This window comes from Sporosarcina ureae (genome assembly GCF_029267015.1).
In the GTDB taxonomy this organism is placed as follows: domain Bacteria; phylum Bacillota; class Bacilli; order Bacillales_A; family Planococcaceae; genus Sporosarcina; species Sporosarcina ureae_D.
The window spans coordinates 29109-45277 of record NZ_JARIEA010000003.1 but is presented as its reverse complement, the minus strand read 5'-3'; the positions used below and the strand labels follow the sequence as shown (position 1 = coordinate 45277).

Below are 16169 nucleotides of genomic sequence, written 5' to 3'. Positions count from 1 at the left end.
GTTCATAATATGAAGAAAATCAATTTGCTTGGTGCTACTGGTTCTATCGGTACTCAAACATTAAGCATTATTGCAGCTCATACTGATCGCTTTGAATTAACAGCGATGTCGGCAGGAAGAAATATTCAAAAGGTAAGTGAAATCATTGCACAGTTTCATCCCAAATTAGTTTCTGTATTGGAAGAAGCAGACGCAGTACGCTTACAAAACGAGTTTCCTGAAGTTCAATTCGTTCATGGTGATGAAGGACTTATTGAAGCAGCGGTTGGGATGGAAGCCGATGTCTTGCTGAACTCCGTTATCGGTAGTGTAGGACTTAGACCGACGCTTGCTGCAATTAAAGCAGGTATGACAATTGCTATCGCTAATAAAGAAACATTAGTGGCGGCGGGTGACTTAGTTGTAGAAGCAGCCAAGCACCATAACGTTCCGCTTGTCCCGGTGGATAGTGAACACTCTGCTTTATTCCAATCGCTGAATGGAGAAAATCCGAAGCGAATCACCAATTTGATTTTAACGGCCTCTGGTGGGAGCTTTAGAGATTATACTCGGGATCAACTTCAACACGTCACAGTGGAACAAGCGCTTGCGCATCCTAACTGGTCAATGGGTAATAAGTTGACGATCGATTCGGCAACCATGATGAACAAAGGGCTTGAGGTGATTGAGGCACATCATTTATTTGCGATGCCTTATGATCAGATTGAATGTTTACTACATAAAGAAAGTATTATCCACTCTATGGTGGAGTTTGAAGATACAAGCGTTATGGCACAACTGGGTTCTCCTGATATGCGCGTTCCAATTCAATATGCACTTACATATCCGGACCGTATTCGGATGTCTGATGCCAAACGTCTTCGTCTTGATGAAATTGGGAAATTACACTTTCAAAAAATGGATTATGAACGATTTAAAGCCTTGTCTCTTGCATATGATGCAGGTAGAGAAGGAGGCACTATGCCTACAGCGATGAACGCGGCCAATGAAGTGGCGGTTCAACTGTTTATGGAAGGACATATTTCGTTCATGCAAATTGAAGATATTATTGAAAAAATGATGGATCAGCACCAAACTATTCAAAATCCTGATTTGGAAGAGATTTTAGAGACAGATCGCAATACGCGAAAAAAAGTCTATGGTATAGTTAAGTATCAAGATTAATTTCAGGCTGTCACAGCCGGTGAAGGTGGTTACTGAATGGAAACGGTTATTGCGTTTATAGTAATATTCGGGACACTTGTAGCATTTCATGAGTTTGGTCATTTCTTGTTTGCTAAGAGAGCTGGCATCATGGTTCGAGAGTTCGCTATCGGAATGGGACCTAAAATTTTAGCGATCCGCAAAGGTGAAACGCAATATACGATACGCTTGTTGCCTTTAGGTGGATATGTACGCATGGCTGGTGAAGATTTCGATACAGTCGAATTGCAGCCAGGTTATCGCGTAGGTCTATTATTGAATGCACAAGACGAGATAGAAAAGATTTATTTGAATCGAAATGTTTCTAATCCGAATATTTTAAACGTAGAAGTAGAAAAGTCGGATTTAGATAGAGAACTATATATTGAAGGATATGACGAAGATGGCCAACTGGTTCATCTAAAAATTGCCAGAACGGCAATGATTATCGAAAAGGGTCAAGAAACATTAATTGCTCCTTATGATCGTCAATTCGAGTCTAAGTCATTGGGTAGCCGGGCGTTGGCAATATTTGCAGGACCTCTATTCAACTTTATTCTAGCATTTTTCATATTCTTAGCTCTGGGTTTAATGAACGGTGTACCAACCAATGAACCCATAATCTCAGAAGTGAAGCCGGATACACCGGCAGAAATGGCTGGAATGAAAAAAGATGATTTAATCACTGGAGTAGACGGTAAGTCAATTGATTCTTGGCCAAAGTTTTCTGAAGCAATTCAAAATAGTGCCGGAGTCCCTATGTCTATAGAAGTGGAACGTGCGGGTAAACAAATTGTTTTAGATGTAGTACCTGATACAGTGGAAGATGCAGGACAGGAATTCGGTCAAATTGGCGTTATGTATTCAAGTCCATTGGAAAAAGGAATTATCAAATCCATTGTGTTCGGTGCGGAACAGACGTACACATGGACTGTGAAGATCTTTGAATTATTAGGTATGCTCGTTACAGGCCAGTTCACAATAGACGCGCTATCTGGTCCTGTCGGGATTTATAAAGCGACAGAAGAAGTGGCCCAACATGGTATTTTCAACTTGATGAATTGGGGCGCTGTGCTGAGTATCAATCTAGGAATCATGAATTTACTGCCATTGCCTGCATTAGACGGCGGTAGATTATTATTCTTCCTGTTTGAAGGCTTACGAGGTAAACCAATTGATAAACAAAAAGAAGGTATGGTGCATTTTGTAGGGATCATGCTATTAATGGTTTTGATGCTTGTTGTGACATGGAATGACATCCAACGATTTTTCTTCTAAAGAAGGTGGGAGTATATGATGAAACAATCGAAAACGTTTATACCCACAATGCGTGAAAATCCAGCAGATATAGAGATGCGTTCGCATCAGTTATTGTTGCGAGCAGGTTATATCCGACAGAATGCCAATGGTGTGTACACGTATTTAACTCTTGCACAAAAAGTGTTTAGAAAGATCGCGACGATTATCCGTCAAGAAATGGAAGCTATCGAAGGAATAGAAATCTCTTTGCCTGCATTGCAAAGCTCTAGTATCTTAAAAGAAACCGAGCGTTGGGACTCATACGGTAAGGAAATGTTCCATGTCGCTGACAGACAAACTAATCAATTAACGCTGAGCTCAAGTGATGAAGAAGCAATCATTGACTTGTTGCGCGACGAAGTTCGATCATATAAGAAGTTGCCGCTAACCATTTTTCAAATCAAAACGAAATTCCGGGATGAAGTAAAACCTCGTGCAGGTTTACTTCATAGTAGGGAATTCATAAGGAAAGATGCTTATTCATTTCATGCCACACAAGAAAGTTTGGATGAAAAGTATTTGGAAGTCATGCAAGCCTATACCAATATGTTAACCCGTCTTGGCATGCATTTCCGCATGGTCATGTCGGATGGGGGTGCAGGATCTCATGAGTTCATAGCGTTAGCGGAAAATGGAGAAGACCGGATTGCGTATAGTGATAGCTCCTCCTACGCTGCGAATATGGAGTTTGCTGAAGTGAATACGGAGTATGAGACACCAGCTGAAAAACAATTGGAAATGTCAAAAATCTCCACGCCAAACCAACAAACAATTGAGGACCTCGCTTCATTTTTATCGATTGACCCTGAGCGCATCATCAAGTCATTGGTGTATAAAGTAGATGAAGATTTTGTTATGGTAATATGTCGTGGTGATCATAGCATTAATGAACATAAATTAAAGCGTTTTTTAAATGTAAGCCATATAGAACTGGCAACTGAACTACAGATCGAAGAATTACTAGGCTGTCATATTGGCTCAATTGGTCCTGTGAAACTGCCTATTGGTGTAAGGGTATATGCAGATCATGCGGTTAATGCAATGGTTAACGTAGTAGCAGGAGCAAATATTGACGACTATCATTTATTGAACGTAAACCCAGAACGCGATTTCGCCATAGACGATTACGTGGATCTTCGTTTTATTCAAGAAGGAGATGCATCGCCGGACGGAATGGGTACTATTAAATTTACTGAAGGTATTGGTGTCGGGCACATTCGTAAACTGGGTACTGTTTACAGTGAGCAGATGAAAGGAACTTTCCTTAATGAACACGGTCGAACAAAGCCATTCATTATGGGAAGTTATAGTATGGGGATTTCACGTTTACTGGCAACAATTGCTGAGCAGTTTAATGATGAAAATGGTTTGAAATGGCCAAAACATTTAGCGCCGTTTGATATACATTTAATTGCTATGAATGTTAAAGATGAAGTGCAAGTACATCTAGCCGATGAATTATATGCTGTGCTAGAGTCGTATCGATACGATGTATTATATGACGATCGTGCCGAAAGAGCGGGTGTGAAATTCGCTGACGCTGACTTGATTGGTTTGCCGGTTCGCATTATAATTGGTAAAAGAGCAGATGAAGGTATTGTGGAAGTTATGTATCGCCACAGTGGAGAGTCAATAGAATGGCAAAAAGAAGAAGTATTGGAAAAACTACAGTCCTTCTTTAGTGCAGATTAATCCAAGAAGGGGAGTCCGTTAACGGAACTTCCCTTCTTTTCGCGATAGAACGGAGGAATATATAGTGGATGCCGCTCAAAAGTTTTTAACATTGCTCCAACAGACAGGTCTAACAGATGACCAGTTAATGAACTATTTTCAAAATGGTGAGTTGAATCGTGTCACCGTACAGAAGAAATCAAGAGTGTGGAAATTCAACATTACATTGGATAAAGTGTTGCCGATCGATGTTTTTCAGTTTATGCAACAACGTGTTCATGAATCGTTTGCTGCGATAGCGAATGTGCATCTTGAAATGGAAGCAAGAAACAACGAAGTAAACGAACAATTAATTATAGATTATTGGCCAATTATAATTGATGAATTAGCAGATATATCTCCCCCTATGCGTCAATGTTTAGTGGGACAAACACCTAAGATGCATGGTGAAAAGTTATTGCTTAATTGTTCCAGTGACTTGGAGTGTCAAACGTTAAAAAATAAATATATCGAAACCATATCAATCCTGTATCAACAATTCGGTTTTCCGAAGTATATGTTCGATGTTTCAATAGTTGAAAACCATAATGCAGAAGAAGAACGCCAGCAATTCCTCACTCAAAAGAAACAAGAAGAGGATGTATTATCCAAGCAAGCCTATCATCAGTTGCAACAACGTGAATCGATGAAAAGTGAACAGGGTGATTCTGATAGAGTACTTGCTCTTGGTACACCGATCAAAGCTAACGAGCCAATCGTTCCAATCCATGAAATCCAAGATGAAGAAAGACGTTTGATTATAGAAGGCTTTGTATTTGATGCAGAAGTACGTGAATTAAGAAGTGGTCGTTCTTTATTGACACTGAAAGTAACAGATTACACCGATTCGATTTTAGTTAAAATGTTTTCGCGAGATAATGAGGACGCTGAAATCATGAAGTCTTTCAAAAAAGGTATGTGGGTTCGTGCGCGTGGCGGTATACAGAATGATACATTCGTTAGAGACTTAATCATGATGGCGCAGGACATTGCGGTTATTCCAACAATTGAACGGAAAGATAAGGCGCCTGATGGGCAGAAGCGAGTGGAATTACATGCACATACTTCCATGAGTCAAATGGATGCAGTCGTCTCAGCTTCAGCTTTAGTTGCTCAAGCAGCCAAGTGGGGACATCCCGCAATTGCCATTACCGACCATGCGAACGTACAATCATATCCTGACGCGTATAATGCAGGTAAAAAGCATGGTATAAAAGTGTTGTTTGGTTTAGAAATCAACTTGGTCGATGACGGTGTGCCAATCGTTTATGAAGAACAACACCGTTTGCTTGAAACAGATACGTATGTCGTATTCGACGTTGAGACTACAGGTTTGTCAGCAGTCTACGACACAATCATTGAACTGGCGGCTGTACGAGTGAAAGATGGGGAAATCATTGATCGTTTTGAACGTTTTGCCAATCCGCATCATCCGCTGTCTTCCATCACTACCAATTTGACAGGTATTACAGATGACATGGTTGAAAATGCACCCGAAGTTGAAGATGTCATGGCAGAGTTTATAGACTTTATAGGCGATAGTGTGTTGATTGCCCATAACGCTTCATTCGATATGGGCTTCTTTTATGCTTCATGTAAGCGCGCGAAGATTGAAACTGTCGCTTATCCTGTTATCGATACATTGGAGCTGTCGCGATTCTTATATCCAGAACTGCGAAATCATCGTCTAAATACGTTAGCTAAAAAATTCGATATCGAACTCACACAACATCACCGTGCTATATATGATACAGAAGCTACAGCACACCTATTTTTACGTTTATTGTCCGATGCACAGGAAAAAGGCATCGAGTGGTTAGATGATCTTAATAAAAATATCGGTGAAGGTGATGCCTATAAGCGGTCAAGACCTTCACACTGCACGTTGCTTGCAACAGACAATGAAGGGTTAAAAAATCTATTCAAGCTTGTATCTATATCGCATATGGACTTCTTCTATCGGGTGCCACGTATACCTCGTTCGTTGCTAGTAAAGTATCGAAAAGGCATAATAGTTGGTTCGGGCTGTGATAAAGGTGAAGTATTTGAAGGTTTAATGCAAAAACCAATGGAAGAGGTAGAGGAAATCGCAAGTTTCTACGATTACCTAGAAATTCACCCAAAGCCAGTCTACTCTCATTTACTTGAACTCGATTTGATTCGCGATGAGTGGAACCTTGAAGATATCATGCGTAAGATGATTAAGCTTGGCAAGAAAACAGGTTTGCCCGTTTGTGCTACGGGAAATGTTCATTATTTGGATGAAACTGATGCAACCTATCGCCAAGTACTTGTCCGTTCGCAGGGTGGGGCGAATCCGTTAAATCGTCACTCTTTACCTGAGGTTCATTTCCGTACAACAGATGAAATGTTGAAGGAGTTTGAGTTTTTAGGTGAAGATGTAGCGAAAGAAATCGTGGTTGATAATCCGGTGAAAATAATGGAGCGTGTAGGTGACGTCAAACCAATCAAAGATGACTTATATACTCCTAAAATAGATGGTGCGGAAGACGAAGTGCGGGATTTAACTTACTCTATGGCACATCAAATATATGGAGAAACATTACCTGAAATTGTTGAAGCCCGTATCATAAAAGAATTGACTTCTATTATTGACAATGGTTTTTCTGTTATTTATCTTATTTCACATAAGCTTGTCAAAAAGTCCTTGGATGACGGCTACTTAGTTGGTTCGCGTGGGTCAGTAGGTTCTTCATTTGTTGCAACGATGATGGAAATAACAGAAGTAAATCCCTTGCCGCCGCATTATGTGTGCCCATCGTGTAAGACATATGAGTTCTTCGACGACGGTTCAGTTAGTTCAGGTTATGACTTACCTGATAAGGAATGTCCGAGTTGCCAGACAATGTTTAAAAAGGATGGTCAAGATATACCATTCGAAACATTCCTTGGCTTTGCCGGCGATAAGGTTCCAGATATCGACTTGAACTTTAGTGGTGAGTATCAATCACATGCACATAACTATACTAAAGAATTATTCGGTGAAGATTATGTATTTCGTGCAGGGACAATTGGGACAGTAGCTGAAAAAACTGCTTATGGATATGTTCGAGGGTATATGAATGATAATGATATCCAAATGCGCGGCGCTGAAATCGATCGGCTTGTGCAAGGTTGTACAGGTGTTAAACGAAATACAGGCCAGCACCCGGGTGGTATAATTGTTGTACCGGATACAATGGACATCTTTGATTTTACACCCATTCAATTCCCAGCTAACGATCTTGAATCCAGCTGGAAAACGACGCATTTTGATTTCCACTCTATCGATAATAATTTATTGAAATTAGATATTTTAGGACATGATGATCCGACGATGATCAAAATGCTAGAAGACTTGTCTGGTATCGATGCGTTAACCATACCGCCAGACGATAAAGGTGTTATGGAATTATTTAGCGGCACGTCTTCACTTGGTGTCACAGAAGAACAAATTGATTGTAAAACTGGGACGCTTGGTGTGCCGGAATTTGGTACTCGGTTTGTACGTCAAATGTTAGAAGAAACAAAACCGTCTACGTTCTCTGAGTTGATCCAGATATCGGGCTTGTCACACGGCACCGATGTTTGGCTGGGTAACGCTCAGGAATTAATTCAAAACAAAACATGTCAACTATCAGAGGTAATTGGTTGTCGTGATGATATTATGGTGTATTTGATTTATCAGGGTCTAGAACCTTCACTTGCATTTAAAATCATGGAGTCAGTTCGAAAAGGTAAAGGACTGACACCTGAATTCGAAGAAGCGATGAAAGAAAATAAAGTGCCTGCTTGGTATATCGGCTCATGTAAGAAGATCAAGTATATGTTCCCGAAAGCTCACGCAGCTGCATATGTTTTAATGGCGCTTCGAATCGCTTGGTTTAAAGTCCATCATCCCATCATGTACTATGCTACATACTTTACCGTTCGTGCGACTGACTTCGATTTAGTGACGATGTGTAAAGGTTCAGCAAGTATTCGAGCGATGATTAAAGAGATCAATGCTAAGGGATTGGATGCACCTCCAAAAGAAAAGAACTTAGTAGTTGTTTTAGAGGTTGCACTTGAAATGGTCGAGCGAGGATTTACGTTTGCTAAACCCGACCTCTATAAATCAGATGCAACGCAGTTTATTATTGATGGTAATAAATTAATTCCACCATTTAACTCGATTCCGTCACTCGGAACGAACGTTGCGAAGACGATTGTCGAAGCAAGAAAAGATGGCGAGTTTTTATCTAAAGAAGATTTTCAGAAGAGAGGCCGTGTGTCTAAAACGGTTGTTGAGTATCTAGATAATCTCGGCTGTATGGAAGGAATGCCAGAAGCGAACCAATTATCCCTATTCTAATGGGCTCGTGGCGGTTGCTTCAGTTGCATTGTAAAAGGCCATGTGATACGATTAAAACAACTTTTGCTATACGTCTTGCGGAAAAGAGTGGGGCTCCCCGCTCTTTTCTGTTGTTATTTTGAATTTCGGGAGGGATACCATTTGAGTAAAATTACAGAAGAAGTCGAACAGTTGGCAAGACCGATCGTTCAAGAATTGGGTCTTGAGCTGGTTGATGTTGAGTTCTTAAAAGAAGGTAGCGATTGGTTTCTACGCGTCTACATCGATACGCCGGAAGGTAACATTGACATAGATCAATGTGCGGCTGTTAGTAATAAGCTAAGCGAGGAACTGGACCGTGTGGACCCGATTACGCAAAATTACTTCCTTGAAGTGTCTTCTCCCGGAGCGGAAAGACCATTGAAAAAAGATGAAGATTTTGAAAAAGCCGTAGGCCAATATGTGTTCATCAAAACTTATGAACCGATTGATGGAATGAAAGAATTCGAGGGCTACTTACTCGGATACGGACCAGACCATGCAAAAGTGGAAATACGGATCAAGACAAGAAAAGTACTAGTAGAAATCGATAAAACAAAAATTGCTTTAGCGCGACTGGCGATTGACTTTTAAAACAAAAGCGCAAAGCACCGTCTAGCCTCGACAGGCGTTGGAGGAATGCCCACAAAGGCGCTTTTTGCCTTTTTGGGCATTTCGAAACGACCCGAGAGGCTGGTGCTTGGAGCTAGATGTAAACAAAAGCGCAAAGCACCGTCTAGCCCTGTGCTAGCGACTAAATCACCATGAGTAACGACAATCGGAATGTAGGAGTGATGAACATGAGTAGTGAGCTACTCGAGGCATTGACAGCTCTTGAACAGCAAAAAGGTATTTCAAGAGAAGTAATAGTTGATGCGATTGAAGCAGCGCTTGTAACAGCGTATAAACGAAATTTCAACCAGGCGCAAAACGTCCGTGTTGATTTGAACTTAAATAAAGGCACAATGGCTGTTTATTCAAGAAAAGACGTAGTAGAAGAAGTGGAAGACGATCGTTTGCAAATTTCATTGGAAGATGCACAAATGATCAATCCAGTCTATGAACTAACAGATGTCGTCGAAGAAGAAGTTACACCACGTGACTTTGGCCGTATTGCTGCGCAAACCGCTAAACAAGTTGTAACACAACGTGTACGTGAAGCAGAACGCGGGTTGATTTATGAAGAGTATATCGATCGTGAAGAAGATATCGTAAACGGAATCGTAGAGCGTATGGATCCGAAAAACTTATTCGTTGGATTAGGAAAAGTGGAGGCTGTATTGCCAACAAGCGAACAAATCCAAACAGAAACCTATGCTCCACACGATCGTATTAAAGTGTATATTACAAAAGTCGAAAGAACAGCACGTGGACCGCAGGTGTTTGTTTCTAGAACACACCCAGGGCTGTTACGTCGCTTATTCGAACTTGAAGTACCTGAAATCTATGATGGAACAGTGGAAATCAAATCGATTGCACGCGAAGCCGGTGATCGTTCGAAAATCTCTGTTTACACAACGAATGAAGAAGTAGATCCAGTCGGTTCTTGTGTAGGTTCAAGAGGGGCGCGCGTACAATCTATTTCCAATGAATTAAATGGCGAAAAAGTGGACATCGTAGAGTGGTCAGAAGACCCTGTAGTCTTCGTTGCAAATGCTCTAAGCCCTTCTAAAGTAATTGATGTACAAGTAAATGAAGAAGAACGCTCGACAACAGTAGTCGTGCCGGATTACCAACTTTCATTAGCTATCGGAAAAAGAGGGCAAAATGCTAGGTTGGCTGCTAAATTAACAGGCTGGAAAATCGACATCAAAAGCGAAACTGACGCTAGAGAATTAGGGATCTATCCTCGTGAAGAATCTCTTGCGGTTCTAGTAGAGGAACCTGAAGTCGAAACAGATGAGTTCTTGGAAACATACGAGTATGAAGAAGAAACACCTGTTGAAACAGCTGAAGACTTCGATTTATACGCAGATGAAGACAAAGAAGATTGATTTGGAAAGGATTGCATGCTGATGTCGAACAATCGGAAAATCCCTTTGCGTAAATGTGCAGCGACTGGTGACATGTTACCTAAAAAAGAAATGATACGAATTGTCCGTACGAAAGAAGGAGAAGTATCCGTAGATTTGACAGGAAAGAAGTCAGGCCGCGGTACATATGTTTCTAAAACGGAGGATGCCGTGGAGAAAGCACGTAAGCAACACTCATTTGAACATCAATTGGGAGTTAAAGTACCGGAACAAGTCTACGATGACCTCTTACATGCAATTCGGCGAGAGGCAATCAAATGACAAAAGATCCGACAAAAATTTATCAACTACTAGGTATGGCTGCCCGCGCACGTAAAATTGCAACGGGTGAAGATTTAGTCGTACAGGCGGTCCGTTCAAGTGAAGCACATCTGGTCATCCTATCAGGCGATGCATCAAAGAATACCATGAAAAAACTAACGAATAAATGTAATACGTACAACGTTGAGAAGCATGTATTTGGAAGTCGTGAAGAACTGGGGCATGCAATTGGAAAAGAAGCCCGAGTTGTCTTGGCACTAACAGATAAAGGATTCGCAAAAAAGTTATCCGAGCTACTCAACGATTATAACCGGGGGTGGGCTAATGACGAAAATGAAAGTACATGAATATGCCAGATCAATAGGAAAAACAAGTAGGGATCTTGCTGAAGAATTACTTAAGAGTGATATTGTGATTAAGAGCCATATGGAAGAACTAGATCCAGTTTCAATTGCAAAATTAGACGAAAAGTTCGGAGACTTGAAAAAGCCTGAAGTAAAAACTACTACAGTTAAGCCGGTGAGCAAGCCAGCGAACCAGAGAACAGATCGTCCAAGCAATACAAACAAACCAGCTTCAACACAAGGTACTAACCGTCAGGCTAGTAACCAAGGTGGATCGAACCGACCATCTTCAACACGTCCACAAGGACAATCTACATCAGCTCCAAAAACGGGTAACACTCCGCCACCTCGTCAAGCACAAGGCGGCGGACCACGTCCAGCTGGTGGAGGCGGACGTCCAGGCGGCGGTCGCGGTGGAAGACCACCAGCACGCGGAATCAACCAAGGACGCCGTAGATATCGTCCGGCAGTACCTGCACAAAAGGTTGAAATACCTTTACCAGATAAAATCACATTTTATGAATCTTTGTCAGTTGGCGAGCTAGCTAAAAAGTTAGGTAAAGAGCCTTCCGAGATCATTAAAAAGTTGTTCATGCTTGGTGTAATGGCTACCATTAACCAAGAATTAGATAAAGATGCAATTGAGTTGATTTGTGCGGAATACGAGGTTGAGGTAGAAGAAGAGATCCGTATTGACGTAACAGACTTGGAGATCTACTTCGAAGATCCTGAAGAGGAAGAAGAAGTAGCAGGCGAGCTGACAGAGCGACCACCAGTCGTCACTATCATGGGTCACGTAGACCATGGTAAAACAACATTGCTTGACTCGATTCGTGACACAAAAGTAACTCAAGGTGAAGCGGGTGGAATTACGCAGCATATTGGTGCGTACCAAATTACAGCTAATGGCAAGAAAATCACATTTTTAGATACGCCAGGTCACGAAGCGTTCACAACAATGAGAGCACGTGGGGCAAAAGTTACAGACTTGACAATCTTAGTTGTTGCAGCGGATGACGGTGTAATGCCGCAAACGATTGAAGCGATCAATCACGCGAAAGCTGCTGAAGTTCCAATCATTGTAGCAGTTAATAAAATGGATAAACCATCAGCAAATCCAGACCGCGTCATGCAAGAATTGACTGAACACGGTTTAGTCGCGGAAGTTTGGGGCGGCGACACCATTTTCGTTCCGATTTCCGCACTAAAAGGAGAAGGAATTGAGCAGTTACTTGAAATGGTTTTACTAGTTGCAGAAGTAGGAGAATTTACTGCAGATACATCTATTAGAGCTAGAGGAACTGTAATCGAAGCGCAACTCGACAAAGGCAAAGGTTCAGTGGCTACATTGCTAGTGCAAAATGGTACATTACATGTAGGGGATCCAATCGTTGTCGGAAATACGTATGGTCGTGTGCGTGCAATGGTCAGTGACCTTGGACGTCGCGTGAAAGAAGCGGGTCCGTCCACACCCGTAGAAATTACTGGATTGAGTGATGTTCCGTTTGCAGGAGATCGTTTCGTCGTATTTAAAGATGAAAAGACTGCTCGCCAAATCGGGGAAACACGTGCCGGAGAAGCTCTTCAAGAACAACGCGTAGAAAAAACTCGTGTGACACTTGATAATTTATTTGACCAAATGAAACAAGGTGAAATGAAAGAATTGAACTTGATTGTTAAAGCAGATGTACAAGGTGCGGTTGAGGCAATGGCGGCTTCTCTAATGAAGATCGAAGTAGAAGGCGTTAACGTTAAAATCATCCACACTGGTGCGGGTGCTATCAATGAGTCCGATATTTCATTGGCTGCTGCGTCCAACGCAATCGTTATCGGGTTTAACGTCCGACCTGATACCAATGCAAAACGCGCTGCTGAAGCAGAAGGCGTAGACATCCGTCTACACCGTGTCATCTATAAAGTAATCGAAGAAATTGAATCTGCTATGACTGGATTACTTGATCCTGAGTATGAAGAAAAGGTAATTGGTCAGGCGGAAGTTCGTGAAACATTTAAAGTATCGAAGATCGGTACGATTGCAGGAAGCTATGTAATCGATGGTAAGATCTCTCGTGATGCTGGCGTTCGTGTGTTGCGCGATAATATTGTAGTCTTTGAAGGCGAACTTGATACATTGAAGCGTTTCAAAGATGATGCAAAAGAAGTCGCGAAAGGCTATGAATGCGGAATTACTATTAAGAAATTCAATGATGTCAAAGAAGGAGATATCATCGAAGCGTACATTATGGAAGAAATCAAGCGAGTATGATTGTTTACGCGGAATGTTCTTTCTACATCCCGTCAGCGGCTTCGTTAAAAGATAAACGATCAGTGCTGAACCGGATGAGAGATCGGGTGAAAAATTCCTATAATGTATCTGTTGCAGAAATTGATCATCAGGATTTATGGCAACGTACCACGTTTGCTTTAGTTGCTGTTGCATCTTCGAAAGATGCTGCAGAACGGGAAGTAAGACGTGCGATTCGTCTGTTTGAATCCAATCCTGATTGGGAAATGACCGCGTGTACAGTTGACTACTTATGAGCGAAGAACGAGGTGAATTGCCATGTCAGTGCGTGCTAATCGTATAGCTGAACAAATGAAAAAAGAGTTGGGCGATATTATCGGCCAAAAACTTAAAGATCCACGGATCGGTTTTGTAACTGTTACGGGTGTAGATGTTACTGGAGACTTACAACAAGCGAAGATTTTCATTTCTGTTTTAGGGACAGATAAAGAAAAGGAAGATTCGTTACTTGGGCTGTCTAAAGCGAAGGGTTTCATACGATCAGAAATTGGTCAGAGAATTCGTTTACGTAAAACACCTGAAATCGAATTTGAAATCGATGAGTCAGTTGCTTACGGTAACCGGATTGAAAGCTTAATCCGCAAAGTAAATGATGAAAACGAACAATAAACATGAGGAGGAAGTTCATAGTCGCTTACGCGGTATGGCTTCCTCTCTTCTTACATAGAGCAAGTATTTCTAAATGAATTTAGGAAGAAGGGATAGGATGAACGGGATTTTGCCTTTATGGAAAGAGAAGGGCATGACATCGCATGACTGTGTCTTTAAACTTCGAAAAATACTTAAGACGAAAAAAGTAGGTCATACTGGTACGTTGGATCCTGAAGTAGAAGGCGTTTTGCCCATCTGCATAGGAAGAGCTACAAAAGTGGCTTCTTATATTACTGATGCGGGAAAAGAATATATTGCTACTGTGTCGATAGGCCGCTCAACAGAAACTGAGGATGCGCAAGGTGAGACGATCGCTAGTGATTTGACACATAAGGAATTCTCGAAAAAGCAAATTATTGAAGCATTAGAGCAATTGACAGGGGAAATTACACAAATTCCTCCTATGTACTCAGCGGTAAAAGTAAACGGCAGACGACTGTATGAATACGCGCGTAAAGGCATCGAAGTAGAAAGACCGATTCGTAAAGTGCAGATTGATCAAATCGATTTATTAGATGATAAACAATCGTTTGCTGGTGAAGAAGTGACATTTTCCATTAGAGTACGATGTGGGAAAGGAACTTATATTCGAACGCTAGCAGTGCAAATTGGTGAACTTCTCGGATATCCAGCACATATGCATTCTTTAGTCCGCACGGTTTCTGGTAATTTTAACGAATCCCATTGTAAAACATTGGCTGAAGTAGCGCAGATAATGGATCAAGAACAAGTGCAGACTATCTTGCGTCCTATCGAAGACGTGTTGACTGAATTTCCACATCTGGAATTGGAAGAATCTTTAGTAGAATCCATACGAAATGGTCAAGTGCTTCCAACAGTACCATTGCTCAACGATCACCCTTCCATCATGATGATGTTCGAGGGTCGCGTATTGGCGATCTATCAAAACCACCCAACAAAGCCCGGTTTAATGAAACCAGAAAAAATGCTACTGGCTAGTGAGTAAGGAGAGATAGAAATGGAAATCTACAGATTACGATATCCGGATCAAGTAGACATAGAACAACAACATGCTTATTCTTTAGCTATTGGATTTTTCGACGGTGTACATAAAGGACATCAGGAAGTTATCCGTAGTGCAAAAAAAGTTGCAGATAAATTAGCGATAGAAACGGCTGTCATGACATTTGATCCTCATCCGTCGCAACTCTTTTCGGGTAAAAATATTGGCTATATTACACCAGCTGAAGAAAAAATCCGAGTACTCGAGTCACTCGGAGTGAATGCGTTATTCATCGTTAGCTTTGACTGGGAACTAGCTAGTCTTTCACCGCAAAAATTTATAGATATCTTTATTAAAGGACTCAATGTTAAGCATGTGACGGCAGGATTTGATTTCACGTTCGGTTCGAAAGGTTTAGGGACGATGAAAGATATGCATGAGCTGTCAGAAGGGAAATACGGCACAACTGTCATTTCCAAAGTAACATTTAATGAGGAATGTAAAGTCTCATCGACTGAAATCCGACAGTTGTTATCTAATGGTGATGTAGAGGCCGCAGCAGTGCTTCTTGGGCGGCCATTCCGAACATTCGGTGAAGTGATACATGGTGAAAAAAGAGGGCGTCAATTAGGGTTTCCTACAGCTAATATTCAAACAGTTGAAGAACATATCGTTCCCGCCAATGGGGTATACGCCGTGCGTTGTCTAATCGGAGATACCTGGTATCGCGGAGTTTGTAATATGGGCGTGAAGCCGACATTTCATGATCCTAAACATCGTATTCCTACGGCTGAAGTACATTTGCTTGATGTGAACATGGATCTTTACGGAAAGCAAATAGCGATTGAATGGCTATACCGCATACGTTCAGAACAAAAATTCGATTCGCTTGATGCATTGAAAACACAAATTGGCAAAGATAAACAAACGGCAAAGGACTTATTAACCGACTAGTTGGTTGTTGCAACTGACATAATGCCGTGATATGATACAATAGTGTTCAATACACGAACCTCTTCTTGGCAACACGAGTCACCAACGTTTGCTC

General features: G+C 41.4%; 13 protein-coding genes. All 13 read left to right on the top strand.

Going from position 1 to position 16169, the window contains the following annotated elements; all coding sequences use genetic code 11:
* Positions 1-9: 9 nt before the first annotated feature.
* The 13 genes from dxr (at position 10) to ribF (ending at position 16075) form a co-directional block, all read left to right on the top strand.
* Positions 10-1164, top strand: coding sequence for a 1-deoxy-D-xylulose-5-phosphate reductoisomerase (gene dxr / locus Q7P97_RS00585; protein ID WP_303965021.1), 1155 nt, complete (start codon positions 10-12; stop codon positions 1162-1164).
* 36 nt (positions 1165-1200) lie between these two features.
* Positions 1201-2460, top strand: a complete 1260-nt coding sequence (gene rseP / locus Q7P97_RS00580) for an RIP metalloprotease RseP (RefSeq protein ID WP_303965018.1) — start codon at positions 1201-1203, stop codon at positions 2458-2460.
* Between the two features lie 18 nt (positions 2461-2478).
* Positions 2479-4173 carry a proline--tRNA ligase gene (locus tag Q7P97_RS00575; protein WP_303965093.1) on the top strand — a complete coding sequence of 565 codons (1695 nt, stop codon included), beginning with the start codon at positions 2479-2481 and terminating at the stop codon, positions 4171-4173.
* Between the two features lie 64 nt (positions 4174-4237).
* On the top strand, positions 4238-8545 hold the full coding sequence (locus tag Q7P97_RS00570; protein ID WP_483315713.1) for a PolC-type DNA polymerase III: 4308 nt from the start codon (positions 4238-4240) through the stop codon (positions 8543-8545).
* A 141-nt stretch (positions 8546-8686) separates the two neighbouring features.
* Positions 8687-9157 (top strand): ribosome maturation factor RimP, encoded by a 471-nt coding sequence (gene rimP, locus Q7P97_RS00565; protein ID WP_303965016.1) that lies wholly within the window; start codon positions 8687-8689, stop codon positions 9155-9157.
* A gap of 206 nt (positions 9158-9363) precedes the next feature.
* Positions 9364-10557 carry a transcription termination factor NusA gene (gene nusA, locus Q7P97_RS00560; protein ID WP_303965013.1) on the top strand — a complete coding sequence of 398 codons (1194 nt, stop codon included), beginning with the start codon at positions 9364-9366 and terminating at the stop codon, positions 10555-10557.
* A 21-nt stretch (positions 10558-10578) separates the two neighbouring features.
* On the top strand, positions 10579-10857 hold the full coding sequence (gene rnpM, locus Q7P97_RS00555; RefSeq protein WP_085429111.1) for an RNase P modulator RnpM: 279 nt from the start codon (positions 10579-10581) through the stop codon (positions 10855-10857).
* Positions 10854-11204 carry a YlxQ family RNA-binding protein gene (locus Q7P97_RS00550; protein ID WP_303965007.1) on the top strand — a complete coding sequence of 117 codons (351 nt, stop codon included), beginning with the start codon at positions 10854-10856 and terminating at the stop codon, positions 11202-11204. The genes rnpM and Q7P97_RS00550 overlap by 4 nt, the downstream gene beginning before the upstream one ends.
* Complete coding sequence (infB, locus tag Q7P97_RS00545; RefSeq protein ID WP_303965004.1) at positions 11182-13467, top strand: translation initiation factor IF-2; 2286 nt, start codon at positions 11182-11184, stop codon at positions 13465-13467. The genes Q7P97_RS00550 and infB overlap by 23 nt, the downstream gene beginning before the upstream one ends.
* Entirely contained in the window at positions 13464-13742 is a 279-nt protein-coding gene (locus tag Q7P97_RS00540; protein WP_085428680.1) for a DUF503 domain-containing protein, read from the top strand. Before infB ends, Q7P97_RS00540 begins: the two co-directional genes overlap by 4 nt.
* 22 nt (positions 13743-13764) lie before the next feature.
* Positions 13765-14115: a 30S ribosome-binding factor RbfA gene (gene rbfA, locus Q7P97_RS00535; protein WP_029053165.1), complete on the top strand. Its 351-nt coding sequence runs from the start codon at positions 13765-13767 to the stop codon at positions 14113-14115.
* Positions 14116-14212: 97 nt separating this feature from the next.
* Positions 14213-15124, top strand: coding sequence for a tRNA pseudouridine(55) synthase TruB (gene truB, locus Q7P97_RS00530; protein ID WP_303964997.1), 912 nt, complete (start codon positions 14213-14215; stop codon positions 15122-15124).
* 12 nt (positions 15125-15136) lie between these two features.
* Complete coding sequence (gene ribF, locus Q7P97_RS00525) at positions 15137-16075, top strand: riboflavin biosynthesis protein RibF (RefSeq protein ID WP_303964994.1); 939 nt, start codon at positions 15137-15139, stop codon at positions 16073-16075.
* Positions 16076-16169: the final 94 nt, after the last annotated feature.

Excerpts from the sequence above, each read along its gene's own strand:
- dxr (WP_303965021.1), top strand. The coding sequence starts at position 10 with ATGAAGAAAATCAATTTGCTTGGTGCTACTGGTTCTATCGGTACTCAA.
- rseP (WP_303965018.1), top strand. The coding sequence starts at position 1,201 with ATGGAAACGGTTATTGCGTTTATAGTAATATTCGGGACACTTGTAGCA.
- Q7P97_RS00575 (WP_303965093.1), top strand. The coding sequence starts at position 2,479 with ATGAAACAATCGAAAACGTTTATACCCACAATGCGTGAAAATCCAGCA.
- nusA (WP_303965013.1), top strand. The coding sequence starts at position 9,364 with ATGAGTAGTGAGCTACTCGAGGCATTGACAGCTCTTGAACAGCAAAAA.
- rnpM (WP_085429111.1), top strand. The coding sequence starts at position 10,579 with ATGTCGAACAATCGGAAAATCCCTTTGCGTAAATGTGCAGCGACTGGT.
- Q7P97_RS00550 (WP_303965007.1), top strand. The coding sequence starts at position 10,854 with ATGACAAAAGATCCGACAAAAATTTATCAACTACTAGGTATGGCTGCC.
- infB (WP_303965004.1), top strand. The coding sequence starts at position 11,182 with ATGACGAAAATGAAAGTACATGAATATGCCAGATCAATAGGAAAAACA.
- Q7P97_RS00540 (WP_085428680.1), top strand. The coding sequence starts at position 13,464 with ATGATTGTTTACGCGGAATGTTCTTTCTACATCCCGTCAGCGGCTTCG.
- rbfA (WP_029053165.1), top strand. The coding sequence starts at position 13,765 with ATGTCAGTGCGTGCTAATCGTATAGCTGAACAAATGAAAAAAGAGTTG.
- truB (WP_303964997.1), top strand. The coding sequence starts at position 14,213 with ATGAACGGGATTTTGCCTTTATGGAAAGAGAAGGGCATGACATCGCAT.
- ribF (WP_303964994.1), top strand. The coding sequence starts at position 15,137 with ATGGAAATCTACAGATTACGATATCCGGATCAAGTAGACATAGAACAA.